The following is a 14254-nucleotide window of genomic DNA, read 5'->3' as shown; positions in this document are numbered from 1 at the left end:
GGAAGAAGGGGGTCGGAGGAAGGGAGTCAGTCGGCGAAGCGCGCTTCGAGCGCGGCGATCGCGGGCAGCTTCTTGCCTTCGAGGAATTCGAGGAAAGCGCCGCCGCCGGTCGAAATGTAGCCGATGTCCTGCGCGATGTGGAACTTCGCGATCGCGGCCAGCGTGTCGCCGCCGCCGGCGATGCAGAACGCTTCGGAGTGCGCGATCGCCGAAGCCATCATCTTCGTGCCGCCGGCGAACTGGTTGTGCTCGAACACCCCGACCGGGCCGTTCCACACGATCGTGCCGGCGTGCGCGATGATCTCGGCAAGCTTGGCCGAGCTCTTCGGCCCGACGTCGAGGATGCGGTCGTGCGGGCCGACTTCGTCGACGGGGATGCGGTTCGCGCGCGCGAGCGCCGACACTTCGTCGGCGACGACGACGTCGACCGGCAGCGGCACTTCGGCGCCGCGCGCCTTCATCATGTCCATGATCGCCTGCGCTTCCTTGACGAGCTCCGGTTCGGCGAGCGACTCGCCGATGCGCTTGCCCGACGCGAGCAGGAAAGTGTTCGCGATGCCACCGCCGACGATCAGCTGGTCGACTTTCTGCGCGAGCGTCTTCAGGATCGTCAGCTTCGTCGACACTTTCGCGCCGCCGACGATCGCGACGAGCGGGCGCGCCGGGTTCTCGGTCGCTTTCGTCAGCGCGTCGATCTCGGCGCCCATCAGCATGCCGGCGCACGCGACCGGCGCGAAGCGCGCGATGCCGTGCGTCGTCGCTTCGGCACGGTGCGCAGTGCCGAACGCGTCGTTCACGTAGATGTCGCACAGCGCGGCCATCTTCTTCGCGAGTTCCTCGTTGTCCTTCTTCTCGCCTTTGTTGCAGCGGCAGTTCTCGAGCAGCACGACTTCGCCGGCCCGCACTTCGAAGGCGCCTTCGATCCAGTCGCGGATCAGGCGCACCGGGCGCCCGAGGAGTTCGCCGAGGCGCACGGCGATCGGCGCGAGCGTGTCTTCGGCGCGGCATTCGCCTTCGGTCGGGCGGCCGAGGTGCGACGTGACCATGACCGCGGCGCCGCGTTCGAGGCAGTAGCGGATCGACGGCAGCGACGCGCGGATGCGGGTGTCCTCGACGATGTTGCCCGCTTCGTCCTGCGGCACGTTGAGGTCGGCACGGATGAAGACGCGCTTGCCGGCGACGTCGAGGTCGGCGAGTTTCTTGACGTTCATGGGGATTTCTTCCGGATGAAAAAACGCCCTGCGAAGAGCAGGGCGTCGGGAGTCGGTGGACGGTTATTTGGCCTGATGGAAAACGCGGGCAGCGTCGAGCATGCGGCAGGAATAGCCCCACTCGTTGTCGTACCACGCCAGCACCTTGACGAGCGTGCCGTCCATGACGCGGGTCTGGGTCGCGTCGAACACCGACGAGTGCGCGTCGTGGTTGAAGTCCATCGACACCAGCGGTTCCTCGTTGACCGCCAGCACGCCTTTCATCGCTCCGTTGGCGGCTTCCTTCATCAGCGCGGTGATCTCTTCCTTCGAGGTCGCGCGGCTCGCGGTGAAGGTGAGATCGACGAGCGACACGTTCATCGTCGGCACGCGCAGCGCGAAGCCGTCGAACTTGCCTTTCAGCGCCGGCAGCACGAGGCCGACGGCTTTCGCCGCGCCGGTCTTCGTCGGGATGATGTTGTGCGCTGCAGCGCGCGCGCGACGCAGATCCTTGTGGCGCACGTCGACCAGCACCTGATCGTTGGTGTACGCGTGGACGGTGGTCATCAGGCCTTGTTCGATGCCGATGTTGTCCTGCAGCACCTTCGCGACCGGGGCGAGGCAGTTGGTCGTGCACGACGCGTTCGACACGACCGTCATGTCGCCGGTCAGCACGTCGTGGTTCACGCCGTAGACGATCGTCGCGTCGACGTCGTCGCCGCCGGGCGCGGAGATCAGCACTTTCTTCGCGCCCTGCTTCAGCAGCACTTCGGCTTTCGCTTTCGACGTGTAGGCGCCGGTGCATTCGAGCAGCACGTCGACGCCGAGCTCGCCCCAGTTCACCGCCAGCGGGTCTTTCGTCGAGAAGAACGGGATGCGGTCGTCACCGACGATCATGAGATTGTCGCCTTCGGTCGCGACCGGCGTCGCGAAACGCCCGTGCGTGGTGTCGTAGCGCGTCAGGTGCGCATTCGTCGCGAGGTCGCCGGAAGCGTTGATCGCCACGATCTCGAACTGGTCGCGCAGGCCCAGTTCGTACAGCGCGCGCAGCGTGCAGCGGCCGATCCGGCCGTAACCGTTGATGGCGACTTTGATGGTCATCGAAGAATCTCCCTCGAGGAATATAGGTATATGGAACGGGAATGGGGAAGGGGGCGGTTAAAGAAGGACCGAGCGCACGGCGCGCGCGACCGCGTCGGCAGTGATGTCGAAATGCTTGAACAGGTCCCCGGCCGGAGCCGATTCGCCGAAGGTGTCGATGCCGACGACAGCGCCTTCGAGGCCGACGTACTTGTGCCACAGAGCGGTGACGCCGGCTTCGACCGCGACGCGCGGCACGCCGAGCGGCAGCACGGACGCCTTGTATGCCGCTTCCTGGCGGTCGAACACGTTCGTCGAGGGCATCGACACGACGCGCACGTGGATGTCGTCGCCGGCGAGCGCCTGCTGCGCTGCCATCGCCAGGCCGACTTCGGAGCCGGTGGCGATGATGATCGCCTGCGGCGTGCCGTTCGCCGCTTCCGACAGCACGTAGGCGCCCTGGCGAATCGCCGCGACCTGCTCCGCGCTGCGCGTCTGGAACGGCAGGTTCTGGCGCGAGAACAGCAGCGCCGACGGGCCGTCGCGGCGTTCGATCGCGTTCGCCCAGGAAACCGCGGTTTCGACCGTGTCGCACGGACGCCACACGTCCATGTTGGGAATCAGGCGCAGCGTCGCGGTCTGCTCGACCGGCTGGTGCGTCGGGCCGTCCTCGCCGAGGCCGATCGAGTCGTGCGTGAACACGAACACCTGGCGCAGCTTCATCAGCGCCGCCATCCGCAGCGCGTTCCTCGCGTATTCGCTGAACATCAGGAACGTCGCGGTGTAGGGAATTAGGCCGCCGTGCAGGCCGATGCCGTTGGCGATCGCGGCCATGCCGAACTCGCGCACGCCGTAGTAGATGTAGTTGCCGCCCGAGTCCTTGGAGACGCCTTTCGAGCCGGACCACAGCGTCAGGTTCGAGCTGGCGAGGTCGGCCGAGCCGCCGATCAGCTCCGGCAGCGCCGGCGCGAACGCTTCGATCGAATTCTGGCTCGCCTTGCGCGTCGCAATCGTCTCGGCTTTTTCGCCGAACTTCGCGAGCACGTTGTCGACATGCTGCGCCCAGTTCGCGGGCAGCTCGCCATTCATGCGACGTTCGAACTCGGCGGCAGCTTCGGGGAAGGCGCGCGCGTAGGTGTCGAACTTCGCGTTCCAGTCCGCTTCGCGCTGCGCACCGGCGTCGCGCGCGTCCCACTCGGCATAGACCTCGGCGGGGATTTCGAACGGCGCGTGGGTCCAGCCGAGATGGGCGCGCGCAGCCGTGATTTCCGCGGCGCCGAGCGGTGCGCCGTGGCAGTCGTGGCAGCCCTGCTTGGCCGGGGAGCCGGCGCCGATGATCGTCTTGCAGCAGATCAGCGTCGGCCGGCCGGTCTCGGCTTTCGCGGCGCGGATCGCAGCGTCGATCTCGGCCGGGACGTGACCCTGCACGTCGCGCACGACGTGCCAGCCGTAGGCTTCGAAGCGCTTCGGCGTGTCGTCGGTGAACCAGCCGGCAACGTCGCCGTCGATCGAAATGCTGTTGTCGTCATAGAAGGCGATCAGCTTGCCCAGGCCGAGCGTGCCGGCGAGCGAGCAGACTTCGTGCGAGATGCCTTCCATCAGGCAGCCGTCGCCGACGAACACGTAGGTGTGGTGATCGACGAGGTCGTGGCCGGGCCGGTTGAATTCGGCGGCGAGCACCTTCTCGGCGATCGCCATGCCGACAGCGTTGCTGAGGCCCTGGCCGAGCGGCCCGGTGGTCGTCTCGACGCCCGGCGTGTAGCCGTACTCGGGGTGGCCCGGCGTCTTGCTGTGCAATTGGCGGAAGCGCTTGAGCTCGTCGACGGCCAAGTCGTAGCCGGTCAGGTGCAGCAGCGCGTAGATCAGCATCGAGCCGTGGCCGTTCGACAGCACGAAGCGGTCGCGGTCGGCCCATTGCGGGTTCGCCGGATTGTGGCGCAGGTGACGGCGCCACAGGACTTCGGCGATCTCGGCCATGCCCATCGGAGCGCCCGGATGGCCCGAGTTGGCTTGCTGGACGGCGTCCATCGCGAGCGCGCGAATCGCGCCGGTGACCGGGTTGAAGACCGGGGGGGTGACGTTGCGCGGAATCGTGTGTGCGGCTGGCGGCATGGCTTTCTCTGGCCTGTGACGGCTTGGAAAAAGCGGAATTATCGCCGAAAACGGCGGCAATGGGATAGGGCTTGCTGCGCTGCAAAATGGATAAGTATCTGGCGCGGCAAAGCTATTGCCGCCCCCTGACGGGCCGGCGCGGGCCTATACCCACTGGCGCCGGCGTTCCATCAGCTTCCAGATCAGCGGCGTCAGGATCAGCTGCATCGCGAGGTCCATCTTGCCGCCCGGGATCACGATCGAGTTCGCGCGCGACATCTGTGACTCGTGAATCATGCGCAGCAGATACGGAAAATCGACGCCGCGCGGGTCCTTGAAGCGGATCACGACCATCGATTCGTCGAGCGTCGGGACATCGCGCGCGATGAACGGATTCGATGTGTCAACGATCGGAATGCGCTGGAAGTTGATGTGCGTGAGCGAGAACTGCGGCACGATGTAATGCACGTAGTCGTGCATGCGGCGCAGGATCGTGTCCTGCACGGCTTCCATCGAGTAGCCGCGAATCTTGGTGTCGCGGTGCAGCTTCTGGATCCATTCGAGGTTGATTGCCGGTGCGACGCCGATCAGCAGATCGACGTGGCGCGCGACATCCACCTTGTCGGCGACGACGCCGCCGTGCAGCCCCTCGTAGAACAGGCAGTCGGTGCCGACGGGAAGGTCTTCCCACTCGGTGAAAGTACCGATCGCCAGGCCGAGGCGCGCCGACTCCTCCTCGTTGTGGATGTACGAGCGGCTGCGCCCGGTCGCCGATTCGCCGTAGGCGCGGAACAGGTTCTCGAGCTCTTCGAAGAGGTTCGCTTCCGGCCCGAAATGGCTGATGCCGCGCTGCCCGGCCCGTTCCGCTTCTTCGATCATGCGGTTCATCTCGTTGCGCGTGTAGCGGTGGAAGCTGTCGCCTTCGACGATCGCGGCGTTGACGCGCTCGCGATGGAAGATCGCAGCGAACGTGTGTTTCACGGTGGTCGTGCCGGCGCCGGAGGAGCCCGTCACGGCGATGATCGGATGTTTCATGGACATGGCGAAGTTCCGCGGCAGGTTCGTGGGAGGTGCGATGTTGAAGCGGTGATCTTTAAGCGGTGATCTTGAAAGCGGTGAGGGCGGAAGTTGTCCCGCAGGCCGGAGGAAGTCGGTCGGGAAGCTCAGGAGTGCGCCGCCACCCAGCTGCGCCACTCGAGGAACAGCGTCGGATTGGCCGCGGCGATGATGCCGCGCTTGATCGCCGGGCCGGCCATCAGCGATCCGCCATCGAGCGCCGCGGCTTCCCCACCGGCTTCGGCGAGGATCAGGCGGCCTGCCGCGTAGTCCCACAGCATCTGCCCGCCGTGCAGATAGACGTCGAGCCGGCCGGCGGCGACGAAACACCATTCGAGCGCGCTCGAGCCGAAGTTGCGCTGCGAGAAATACGGCGGGCGGACCGCGAGTTCGTCGCCGAGGTGATGGCTGATGCGCTTGAAGTCGATGCCGGCGACCGCGTCGTGCAGGCGCGGCGCTGCAGGACGGAGGGGGAGTTCGACGCCGTTGAGGAACGCCCCGGCGCCTTTCGCGGCGTAGAACGATTCGTCGGTGACCGGGTTATAGACGACGCCGAAGCGGGTTTCCTGTTCGACGAGATACGCGATCGACACGGCGAAGAACGGAATGCCGTTGGCGAAGTTGGTGGTGCCGTCGATCGGGTCGATGCACCACATGCCGGCGCGCCCGCTGCTCCACAGGTGCGCCTGCTCTTCGCCGCTCATTTCCTCGCCGAGCACCGGGCCGGGCAGCAGGCGGGGCAGGGCTTCGATGAAGCGCGCCTGCGATTCGAGATCGGCTTCGGTGAACAGCGACCCGTCCGGCTTGCGGTTGCGCGCGGTCTTCAGATAGCGCGGCAGGATGACTTCGCGGGCGATGTCGCGCACGACCGATTCGAGCGCCCGCGCACAGGCGAGTCGTTGCCCGACAGTCGACATATCACGCCTCCCGCCATTTGATCGAGCAGCCGATGCTCGGAGTCTGCTCGCGCGGGCCTTCGCCGGTGCGTGCGACCTGTAGCATCGCGTCGAAGAGCTCGCGGCGCGCGCCGGCCGGCGTCGGGCCGCGGCCCGATGCGTCGAGGCGGCCGCGGTACTGCAGCTCGAGCCGGCTGTTGAAGCCGAAGAAATCCGGAGTGCATACCGCGCCGTACGCTTTCGCGACCGCCTGCGTCGCGTCGAGCACGTACGGAAACGGAAAGTCGAGGTCGCGGGCGATGCGCACCATGTTGTCCCACGAGTCTTCCGGATAGTCGGTCGGATCGTTCGCCATGATCGCGATGCTGCCGATGCCGTGCGCGGCCAGCTCGCGCGCGTCGCGGATGAGCTTGTCGATGACGGCTTTCACGTACGGACAGTGGTTGCAGATGAACATCACGAGCAGGCCGTTGGGGCCGCGCGCCGAAGCAGGCGTATGACGCTTGCCGTCGATGCCCGGCAGGTCGAACTCCGGCGCCGGCCAGCCGAAATTGCACAGCGGTGTTGTCGTTGCGACCATCGGGAAGCTCCGGAAAGACAAGGGTTTCCTTATAATAGCATGATGATTTCTCGCTTCTTTTTTCCCTGTCCGTTGCCCGATTCGGGCGAAATCGAACTGCCGGAAGCGCTCGCGCACCACGCGTTGCGCGTGTTGCGCCTGCGCGACGGCGACCCGCTGGTGCTGTTCGACGGACGCGGTGGAGAGCTGGCCGCCCGTCTACAAGTGCGCGGCCGGGACGCGTTCGCGGTGCGCGGCGAACACCACGCGCTGGAACGGGAATCGCCGCTGTCGCTGGTGCTGGTGCAGGCGCTCGCGAGCGGCGAGAAGATGGACTGGATCGTGCAGAAGGCCGTCGAGCTCGGGGTGTCGGGGCTCGTCCCGCTGCAGGCGGAGCGTTCGGTGCTGAAGCTGTCGGGCGACCGCGCGCAAAAGCGTGTCGCGCACTGGCAGCAGGTGGCGATCTCGGCGTGCGAGCAGAGCGGGCGCAATCGCGTGCCGGACATCGCGCCGATCACCGGGCTGCGCGAGTATCTCGGCAGTGCCGATGGAGCGTCAAGGCTCGTGTTGACGCCGGTCGACGGGCGGCGCCTGGTGTCGTTCGCCCGCCCCGAAACAGCGCTGCACCTGCTCGTCGGCCCCGAAGGCGGCTGGTCGGATGATGAGCTCGCGGTGTGCCGGGCTGCGGGATGCGTTCCGGTCGGGCTCGGGCCGCGAGTGCTGCGCACCGAGACGGCAGGGCTCGCTGCAGTCGCCACGCTGCAGGCGCTGTGGGGAGATTTCTGAAGCCGCAGCGGCGTGCCCCGGCGGCCGAGCTGGCCCAGGCAAACGACAAAGCCGAGCACGACGCGGTCGAGCCGCAGTTGCGTGCTTGTCGAGCCGGGGTTTGCGCGTATCAAAGTGTTGCCGAGCTTCGGCAGGGCTTGAAACCGGGCTGAAATACGACGTTTCGTGTTTCGGCACGTCGCAAGCGCATGCGCAGCGTCCCCGTTTCGTTAGAATATGCAGCTTGCGGGCTGCGTGCCGCCGTTTCGGCCGCGCGCGCAGCTCAAAGAATCCTGACGGTGATCGCTTGAACGGGCAAACCACTCCTTCCCGTGCCGCAACCGAAGTCCCTGCGAGCACCGACCAGTTCGTCGCCTGGGTGCGCGGGGCGGCGCCGTACATCCATGCGTTTCGCGGGCGGACGTTCGTGATCGGCTTCGGTGGCGAAGTCGCCGCCGGCGCGCGCGCGCAAAGCCTCGCATACGACTGCAACTTGCTGGCGGCGCTGGGAATCCGTCTCGTCCTCGTGCATGGCGCGCGTCCGCAGATCGATGCCGAACTGGCCCGGCGCGGGCTCGAGCCGCGTTACCACAACGGTCTGCGCGTGACCGACGCCGACGCGCTCGAATGCGTCAAGGCAGCGATGGCGGTGACGCGGATCGAAGTCGAAGCGCTGCTGTCGCAGGGACTGCCGAATACGCCGATGGCGGGCAGCTACATGCGGATCACCGGCGGCAACTTCATCACCGCGCGCCCGGTCGGCGTCGTCGAGGGCGTCGATTACCTGTACACGGGGGCGGTGCGCAAGATCATCGCCGAGGAAATCAACGCCGACCTCGATCAGCAGAACGTCGTGCTGATCACTCCGCTCGGCGTTTCGCCGGCCGGAGAGATTTTCAATCTGTCGATGGAGGAAGTCGCGGAAGCGGTCGCGATCGCGGTGCACGCCGAAAAGCTCGTCTATCTATGCGACGCGCCGGGGCTGCTGGACGCCGACCAGCATCTGATGGATTACGTTACCGCGGACGAAGCCGAGCGCATGTTCAACGCGGGCGAAGGGCTGACCGAGGATCTCGATCTTTACCTGCCCTGTGCGATCCGCGCCGTGCGCCGCGGCGTCGCGCGCGTCCATCTGATCGACCACGACAAGGACGGCGGCCTGCTGCTGGAGTTTTTCACGCACGCCGGAGTCGGCACCGTCGTGTCACGCGACCCGCTGTTCGGCTTGCGCGAAGCCACGGTCGAGGACGTCGCCGCGCTGGTCGCGCTGATCTCGCCGATGGAAGCGGACGGCACGCTGGTGCGGCGGGGCCGCGAGCTGCTCGAACAGGAAGTCGACCGCTTCACGGTCGTCGAACACGACGGAGTGCTGGTCGGATGCGCTGCGCTGTACCCGTTCAGCGACGAACGCGCCGCCGAACTCGCGTGCCTTGCAGTCACTCCCGAGTACCGGCGGGCGGGGCTGGGCGATCAGCTGCTGCGAAGGATCGAGCAGCGCGCGCGCGCGCAGCGGCTCGAGCGGCTGTTCGTGCTGACGACGCGCACTGCGCACTGGTTCCGCGAGCGCGGCTTCAGCGAGATCGGGCCGGACGCGCTGCCGCGGCAGAAGCGCGAACTCTACAACTACCAGCGTCGTTCCAAGGTGTTCACGAAACCGCTATGAACATTCGCGATGCAATGCCTGCCGCACAGAGGTTCCTCGCAGTGTGCGAGGAGGCGACGACTTGAGCGGCGAACAGGGGGGGGGGCGCGAAGCTGGTTCCGGTGCTCGCCGGCGTGGCCGCGGCGATGCTTGCCACGTTTGCTGTGGGAATCGGAATGTATGGCGAGGCCGAGGGCGCGCCTCTCGGGGCAATCGTCACGATCGCCGCAATCGGCCTGCTGGCTGGAGTCGCCGTGCACTGCGACAGGCTGCGGCGGACGCGCGAAAGGGAGCAGGGCAATATCGCGATCGCGGCACGGCTCGACCGACTCGACGCCGACGCGGCGATTCCGCTCGCCCCTTCACGGGAGGCTCGACCGCAGGACGCGCTCGCCCGTATCGACGCCGCCTCCGACGAAGTGCGGCGGCTGCGCGAAGTTGCCGAAGGGGTGTACGGCCTCGAAGCGCTGTTCGATGTCGGCGGGCGCCTCGTCTGGATCAGCCCGTCGATCCACCGCATCACCGGTCGCACGCCTGCCGAATGCCTCGCAGCGCCCGATGCGATCGTGTTCCTCGTGCATGAATCGGACCGCAATTATTGTCTGCGCACCGCGCGGAAAGTCGCCGAGGGCGGCCCGCCCGCGAATTTCGAGATGCGCCTGATGCGCGCCGACGGGGGCATCTGCTGGGTGGCGTGCCACTGGCGGCAGCTGGGCGAAGATTCCACTCATCCGGCAGGTTTGCGCATGTCGGCGGAGGACATCCAGGCGCGCAAGGAGACCGAATACAAGCTGCTCGAGACCGTGACCGAGCTGCGTCGCGCGCAGGCGCTCCGCGAACGCTATCTGGCCCGCAGCAACGATGAGCGTCAGCGCCTTTCGGCGCTGCTCAACGTGATCCGCCTCGGCATCCTGTTCATGGATCGGGATCACCGGGTCCTCTACTACAATCGGGCGATGCTGAGCATCTGGGGGTTCGGGCCCGAGGAGAACCTGATCGGGATGCGCGATGTCGTGCTGCAAAGCCGCGTGGCCCCTTTGCTCGAGCAGCCGGAAGCGTATTTCGAGCACATCGCGGGCGTGCTGCAGATGCATGGTGTCAGCGAAACGCACGAGATCGGCCTGCGCGACGGACGCATCGTCACCGACGTGTCCACGGTCGTGGAATCGGTCCAGGGCCGGCGCTGGATCGGGCGAGTGTGGATCTACGAGGATGTCACCGAAGAGCGAAAGATCGCCCGGAAAATGGTGGAACTGGCCGAGCGCGATCCGCTGACGAACCTTTTCAATCGGCGGCGCTTCCACGAGGAGCTCAATCGCCTGGTGGCCGAAGCGAGCCGCCACGAAGTCCGTGTGGGACTGATCGCGATCGACCTCGACGGCTTCAAGCCGATCAACGACGAGTTCGGTCACCAGGCGGGCGATGCCGTGCTCGTCGGCCTTGCCCAGGCCGTCGGCGGCGTGATCCGGCGCAACGAGATGTTCTTCCGCCTCGGCGGCGACGAGTTCGGCGTGCTCGTGCCCGACGCCGAAGAGCGTGACCTGTGCGAACTCGCTCGCCGCATCCTCGAAGTCATCGAGACGCAGCGCTTCGAATTCGACGGGCACATCGCGAGCCTCACGGCGAGCCTCGGGATCGCGCTGTTCCCGCAGCACGCCGACAACCCGGAACAGCTCATCGCGGTCGCCGATCAGGCGATGTACTGCTCGAAGAATCGGGGTCGCGACAGATGGACGCTGGCCGGGAGTCAAGCGCATGAATCCGATAGAATGGTGCCTTCAGAATCCGATGAACCCATTTGCAAAGGGGATTGAACGATGACCCGTATGGTCAATTGCATCAAGCTTGGGCGCGAAGCGGAAGGGCTGGACCTGCCGCCGGTGCCGGGCGCGCTGGGCAAGCGCATTTTCGAGAATGTGTCCAAGGAAGCCTGGCAGCAGTGGGTGAAGTACCAGACCATGCTGATCAACGAAAATCGCCTCAACCTGATGGACGCGCGGGCGCGGAAGTACCTCGCCGAACAGATGGAAAAGCATTTCTTCGGCGGTGGCGCGGACCAGGTCGGCGGCTACGTTCCCCCCCCCCAGTAAATCCCGGCGCATGCCGCGGCTGCAAACGAAGAAGGGATGACCTGCGGGTCATCCCTTCGCATTTCCGGCGGCAGCAGCCCTGTCAGCGGCTGCCGGACTCGCGCTCCAGCGCTTCGATTCCTTCGTGGCGCACGTCGCGGCCTTTGACCATATACACGACGTATTCCGAAACGTTCTTCGCGTGGTCCCCGACCCGCTCGATCGACTTGGCGATGAACAGCACGTCGAGCGCGCGCGTGATGAGCCGCGGATCTTCCATCATGTAGGTGATCAGCTGGCGCATGATGCCTTTGAAGATCGCGTCGACTTCCTTGTCCTCGCGCGCGATGGCGGCCGACGCCGAAGGATCCATGCGGGCGAAGGCGTCGAGCGCGCGCTGCAGCATGTCGACGACCATCGCCGCGACGTGCCGCAGTTCGACTTTCGGCACGAACATCGCATCCGATCTGATGATCTGCCTGCCCGCCTTTGCGATCTTCTTTGCTTCGTCGCCGACCCGTTCGAGGTCGGTGATCATCTGGATCATCGTCATGACCATGCGCAGGTCGCCGGCGGTCGGCCCGTGACGCGCGATGAGCAGGATGCACGCGTCGTCGAGTGCGACTTCCTCTTCATTGACGCGTCGGTCGTCTTCGATGACCGCTTCGATCGTTGCCAGGTCGCCGCTGCTCAACGCCTCGATCGCGCGGCTCAGCTGCTGTGCGACGAGGCCGCCCATTTCCAGCAGACGCTTGCGGATGGCTTCCAGTTCGGTGTCGAAATGAGTAAGAGTGTGTTTGCTCGGCATGTCTGAATCCTCTGTGTGCGAGGAGGCTAGCAGCAAAAAGTGACCGGAATGTTTCAGGTCGGCGTCGGGGGCACGCGCTGCTCAGCTTGCCACTTGTCGCTCGACGCCGGCGGGTGTGGCCAGCAGCAGCACGTCCGCGCCGCGGCGCGCGAACAGACCGTTGGTCACCACCCCGACGATCTGGTTCAGCTCGGTTTCGAGCGCGCGCGGCGAAGTGATCATCAGGCCGTGCACGTCGAGGATCAGGTTGCCGTTGTCGGTGACGAATCCGTCGCGCAGTTCGGGCCGCCCGCCGATCCGCGCGAGTTCGCGCTCGACGTAGGCGCGGGCCATCGGAATGATCTCGACGGGCAGCGGAAAGCGGCCGAGACAGGCGACCTTCTTGCTCGCGTCGCAGATGCAGACGAACCGGCGCGCAACTGCCGCGACGATCTTTTCGCGCGTCAGCGCGCCGCCTCCGCCCTTGATCATGCAAAACCCGGCGTCGATCTCGTCGGCCCCATCCACGTACACCGGCAGGTCGGTGATGTCGTTCAGATCCAGGATCGGGATGCCGTGGGCCTCCAGGCGGCGCGCGCTCGCTTCCGAACTGGACACCGCTCCGGCGATGCGCTCCTTGATGCCAGCCAGACCGTCGATGAAATGATTGACGGTCGAACCGGTGCCGACACCGACGATCATTCCGTCTTCGACGTAGTCGAGTGCCGCGATCGCGGCTGCCTTCTTGAGTTCGTCCTGGGTCATGGTGAAATGTCCATCCGGTGAAACGCCGCTTCAGATCAGCCCGTCGAAAACCTGCACCGTCACTGCTTCTCCGGCCGCCACGTCGCCGCGCTCCTCGGCGAGGACGATGAAGCAGTTCGCCTCGGACATCGACCGCAGCACCCCCGAGCCCTGCGCTCCGGCGAGGCGCACCGTCTGCCGGCCGTCGACCGTTTGCAGCTGGCCGCGCAGGAACTCCCGGCGGCCGGCCTGTTTGCGGATCGCTTCGCCGCACCGGACTTCGAACAGCGCGGGTTCCGGCAGCGGCGAGACGCCGGAGAGGACGAGCAGCGCATCCTGCACGAACTGGTAAAAAGTCACCAGCACCGCGACCGGATTGCCCGGCAGGCCGAACAGCCAGGCATCGCCGACGCGGCCGAAAGCCATCGGCCGGCCCGGCTTGATGTCGATCTTCCAGAACGCGACCTCGCCGAGGCGATTGACGAGCTCGCGGATGAAATCGGCTTCGCCGACCGAAACGCCGCCGCTCGTCAGGATCACGTCCGCATCGGCGGACGCACCGCGAAAAGCGGCTTCGAGGGCCGCCGGGTTGTCGGGGACGACGCCCATGTCGAGCATGTCGCAGCCCAGACGGGAAAGTGCGCCGAACAGCGTGTAGCGGTTGCTGTCATAGACTTCGCCTGGTGCGAGCGGCTTGCCGATCGACGCGAGCTCATCGCCGGTCGAGAAGAACGCGACGCGCAGGCGTCGGCGCACGGTGACTTCGGCGATGCCGAGCGAAGCGATCAGACCGAGTTCGGCCGGGCCGCAGCGTTTTCCAGCCGGCAGCGCGACGCCGCCGACGGCGAGATCCTCGCCCGCACGGCGCAGGTTTTGCCCTGCCTGCTGTCCGGCCGGGATGAACACCTGCCCGTCCGCCACCCGAGCCATTTCCTGCACGACGATCGTGTCGGCACCTTGCGGAATCGGCGCCCCGGTCATGATCCGCACGGCCTGGCCGCCGCCGACGATGCCTGAAAACGGCTTGCCGGCGAACGCGGTGCCGACCACCGCAAGTGCAGTCTCGTGCCCGACGGCGAGATCGCGGAACCGCACCGCATAGCCGTCCATCGCGGAGTTGTCGTGGGCCGGCACGTTGCACGGCGCTATCACGTCGTCGAGCAAAACCCGTCCGAGCGCGTTGCGAACCGCGACGCGTTCCCACCCGTCGATCGGCGCGAGGCGTTCGAGAATCGTTCGTCGCGCTTCGGCGGTGGTCAGCTGGGGGGAGCGGGGCGCGGACGTCGCGCCGGCGTTCTGTTTCATGACTCTGATCCCTTGACGCGGCGGCGCACCGCCACACTGCTGATTATCATCGCACGGTCGACCGTCGTTG

General features: G+C 66.3%; 13 protein-coding genes. 4 read left to right on the top strand and 9 right to left on the bottom strand.

Going from position 1 to position 14254, the window contains the following annotated elements; all coding sequences use genetic code 11:
• Positions 1-26 precede the first annotated feature (26 nt).
• The 6 genes from PA01_04035 to PA01_04010 all read right to left on the bottom strand — a co-directional run bounded on the left by PA01_04035 (position 27) and on the right by PA01_04010 (position 6893).
• Positions 27-1211, bottom strand: a complete 1185-nt coding sequence (locus tag PA01_04035; GenBank protein ID KON80903.1) for a phosphoglycerate kinase — start codon at positions 1209-1211, stop codon at positions 27-29.
• A 63-nt stretch (positions 1212-1274) separates the two neighbouring features.
• Positions 1275-2291 carry a type I glyceraldehyde-3-phosphate dehydrogenase gene (gene gap / locus PA01_04030; GenBank protein KON80902.1) on the bottom strand — a complete coding sequence of 339 codons (1017 nt, stop codon included), beginning with the start codon at positions 2289-2291 and terminating at the stop codon, positions 1275-1277.
• Positions 2292-2348: 57 nt separating this feature from the next.
• Positions 2349-4382 (bottom strand): transketolase, encoded by a 2034-nt coding sequence (tkt, locus tag PA01_04025; protein ID KON80901.1) that lies wholly within the window; start codon positions 4380-4382, stop codon positions 2349-2351.
• A 144-nt stretch (positions 4383-4526) separates the two neighbouring features.
• Entirely contained in the window at positions 4527-5402 is an 876-nt protein-coding gene (locus PA01_04020; GenBank protein ID KON80900.1) for a phosphoribulokinase, read from the bottom strand.
• Between the two features lie 122 nt (positions 5403-5524).
• Positions 5525-6334, bottom strand: a complete 810-nt coding sequence (locus tag PA01_04015; GenBank protein KON80899.1) for an inositol monophosphatase — start codon at positions 6332-6334, stop codon at positions 5525-5527.
• A 1-nt stretch (position 6335) separates the two neighbouring features.
• Entirely contained in the window at positions 6336-6893 is a 558-nt protein-coding gene (locus PA01_04010) for a thioredoxin family protein (GenBank protein ID KON80898.1), read from the bottom strand.
• A 42-nt stretch (positions 6894-6935) separates the two neighbouring features.
• Here PA01_04010 and PA01_04005 point away from each other — a divergent pair, with 42 nt between their 5' ends.
• The 4 genes from PA01_04005 (at position 6936) to PA01_03990 (ending at position 11369) form a co-directional block, all read left to right on the top strand.
• A complete protein-coding gene (locus PA01_04005) occupies positions 6936-7658 on the top strand; it encodes a 16S rRNA (uracil(1498)-N(3))-methyltransferase (GenBank protein ID KON82290.1) in 723 nt (240 codons plus the stop codon).
• Between the two features lie 286 nt (positions 7659-7944).
• Positions 7945-9300, top strand: a complete 1356-nt coding sequence (gene argA / locus PA01_04000; protein KON80897.1) for an amino-acid N-acetyltransferase — start codon at positions 7945-7947, stop codon at positions 9298-9300.
• Positions 9301-9455: 155 nt separating this feature from the next.
• Positions 9456-11093 (top strand): diguanylate cyclase, encoded by a 1638-nt coding sequence (locus PA01_03995; protein ID KON82289.2) that lies wholly within the window; start codon positions 9456-9458, stop codon positions 11091-11093.
• 3 nt (positions 11094-11096) lie between these two features.
• Positions 11097-11369 carry an oxidative damage protection protein gene (locus PA01_03990; protein ID KON80896.1) on the top strand — a complete coding sequence of 91 codons (273 nt, stop codon included), beginning with the start codon at positions 11097-11099 and terminating at the stop codon, positions 11367-11369.
• An 82-nt stretch (positions 11370-11451) separates the two neighbouring features.
• Here PA01_03990 and phoU read toward each other — a convergent pair whose 3' ends face one another.
• The 3 genes from phoU to PA01_03975 form a co-directional block, all read right to left on the bottom strand.
• The gene (gene phoU, locus PA01_03985; GenBank protein ID KON80895.1) at positions 11452-12156 is read right to left on the bottom strand and encodes a phosphate signaling complex protein PhoU; all 705 of its coding nucleotides are present in this window, start codon (positions 12154-12156) and stop codon (positions 11452-11454) included.
• A gap of 81 nt (positions 12157-12237) precedes the next feature.
• The gene (gene rpiA, locus PA01_03980) at positions 12238-12900 is read right to left on the bottom strand and encodes a ribose-5-phosphate isomerase RpiA (GenBank protein ID KON80894.1); all 663 of its coding nucleotides are present in this window, start codon (positions 12898-12900) and stop codon (positions 12238-12240) included.
• A gap of 30 nt (positions 12901-12930) precedes the next feature.
• Positions 12931-14184, bottom strand: a complete 1254-nt coding sequence (locus PA01_03975; GenBank protein ID KON80893.1) for a molybdopterin molybdotransferase MoeA — start codon at positions 14182-14184, stop codon at positions 12931-12933.
• Positions 14185-14254 lie beyond the last annotated feature (70 nt).

The organism is Azoarcus sp. PA01 (assembly GCA_001274695.2).
In the GTDB taxonomy this organism is placed as follows: Bacteria; Pseudomonadota; Gammaproteobacteria; order Burkholderiales; family Rhodocyclaceae; genus Aromatoleum.
Note: the sequence above shows the minus strand (reverse complement) of the source record. Positions and strands in the feature narration are given on the sequence as shown.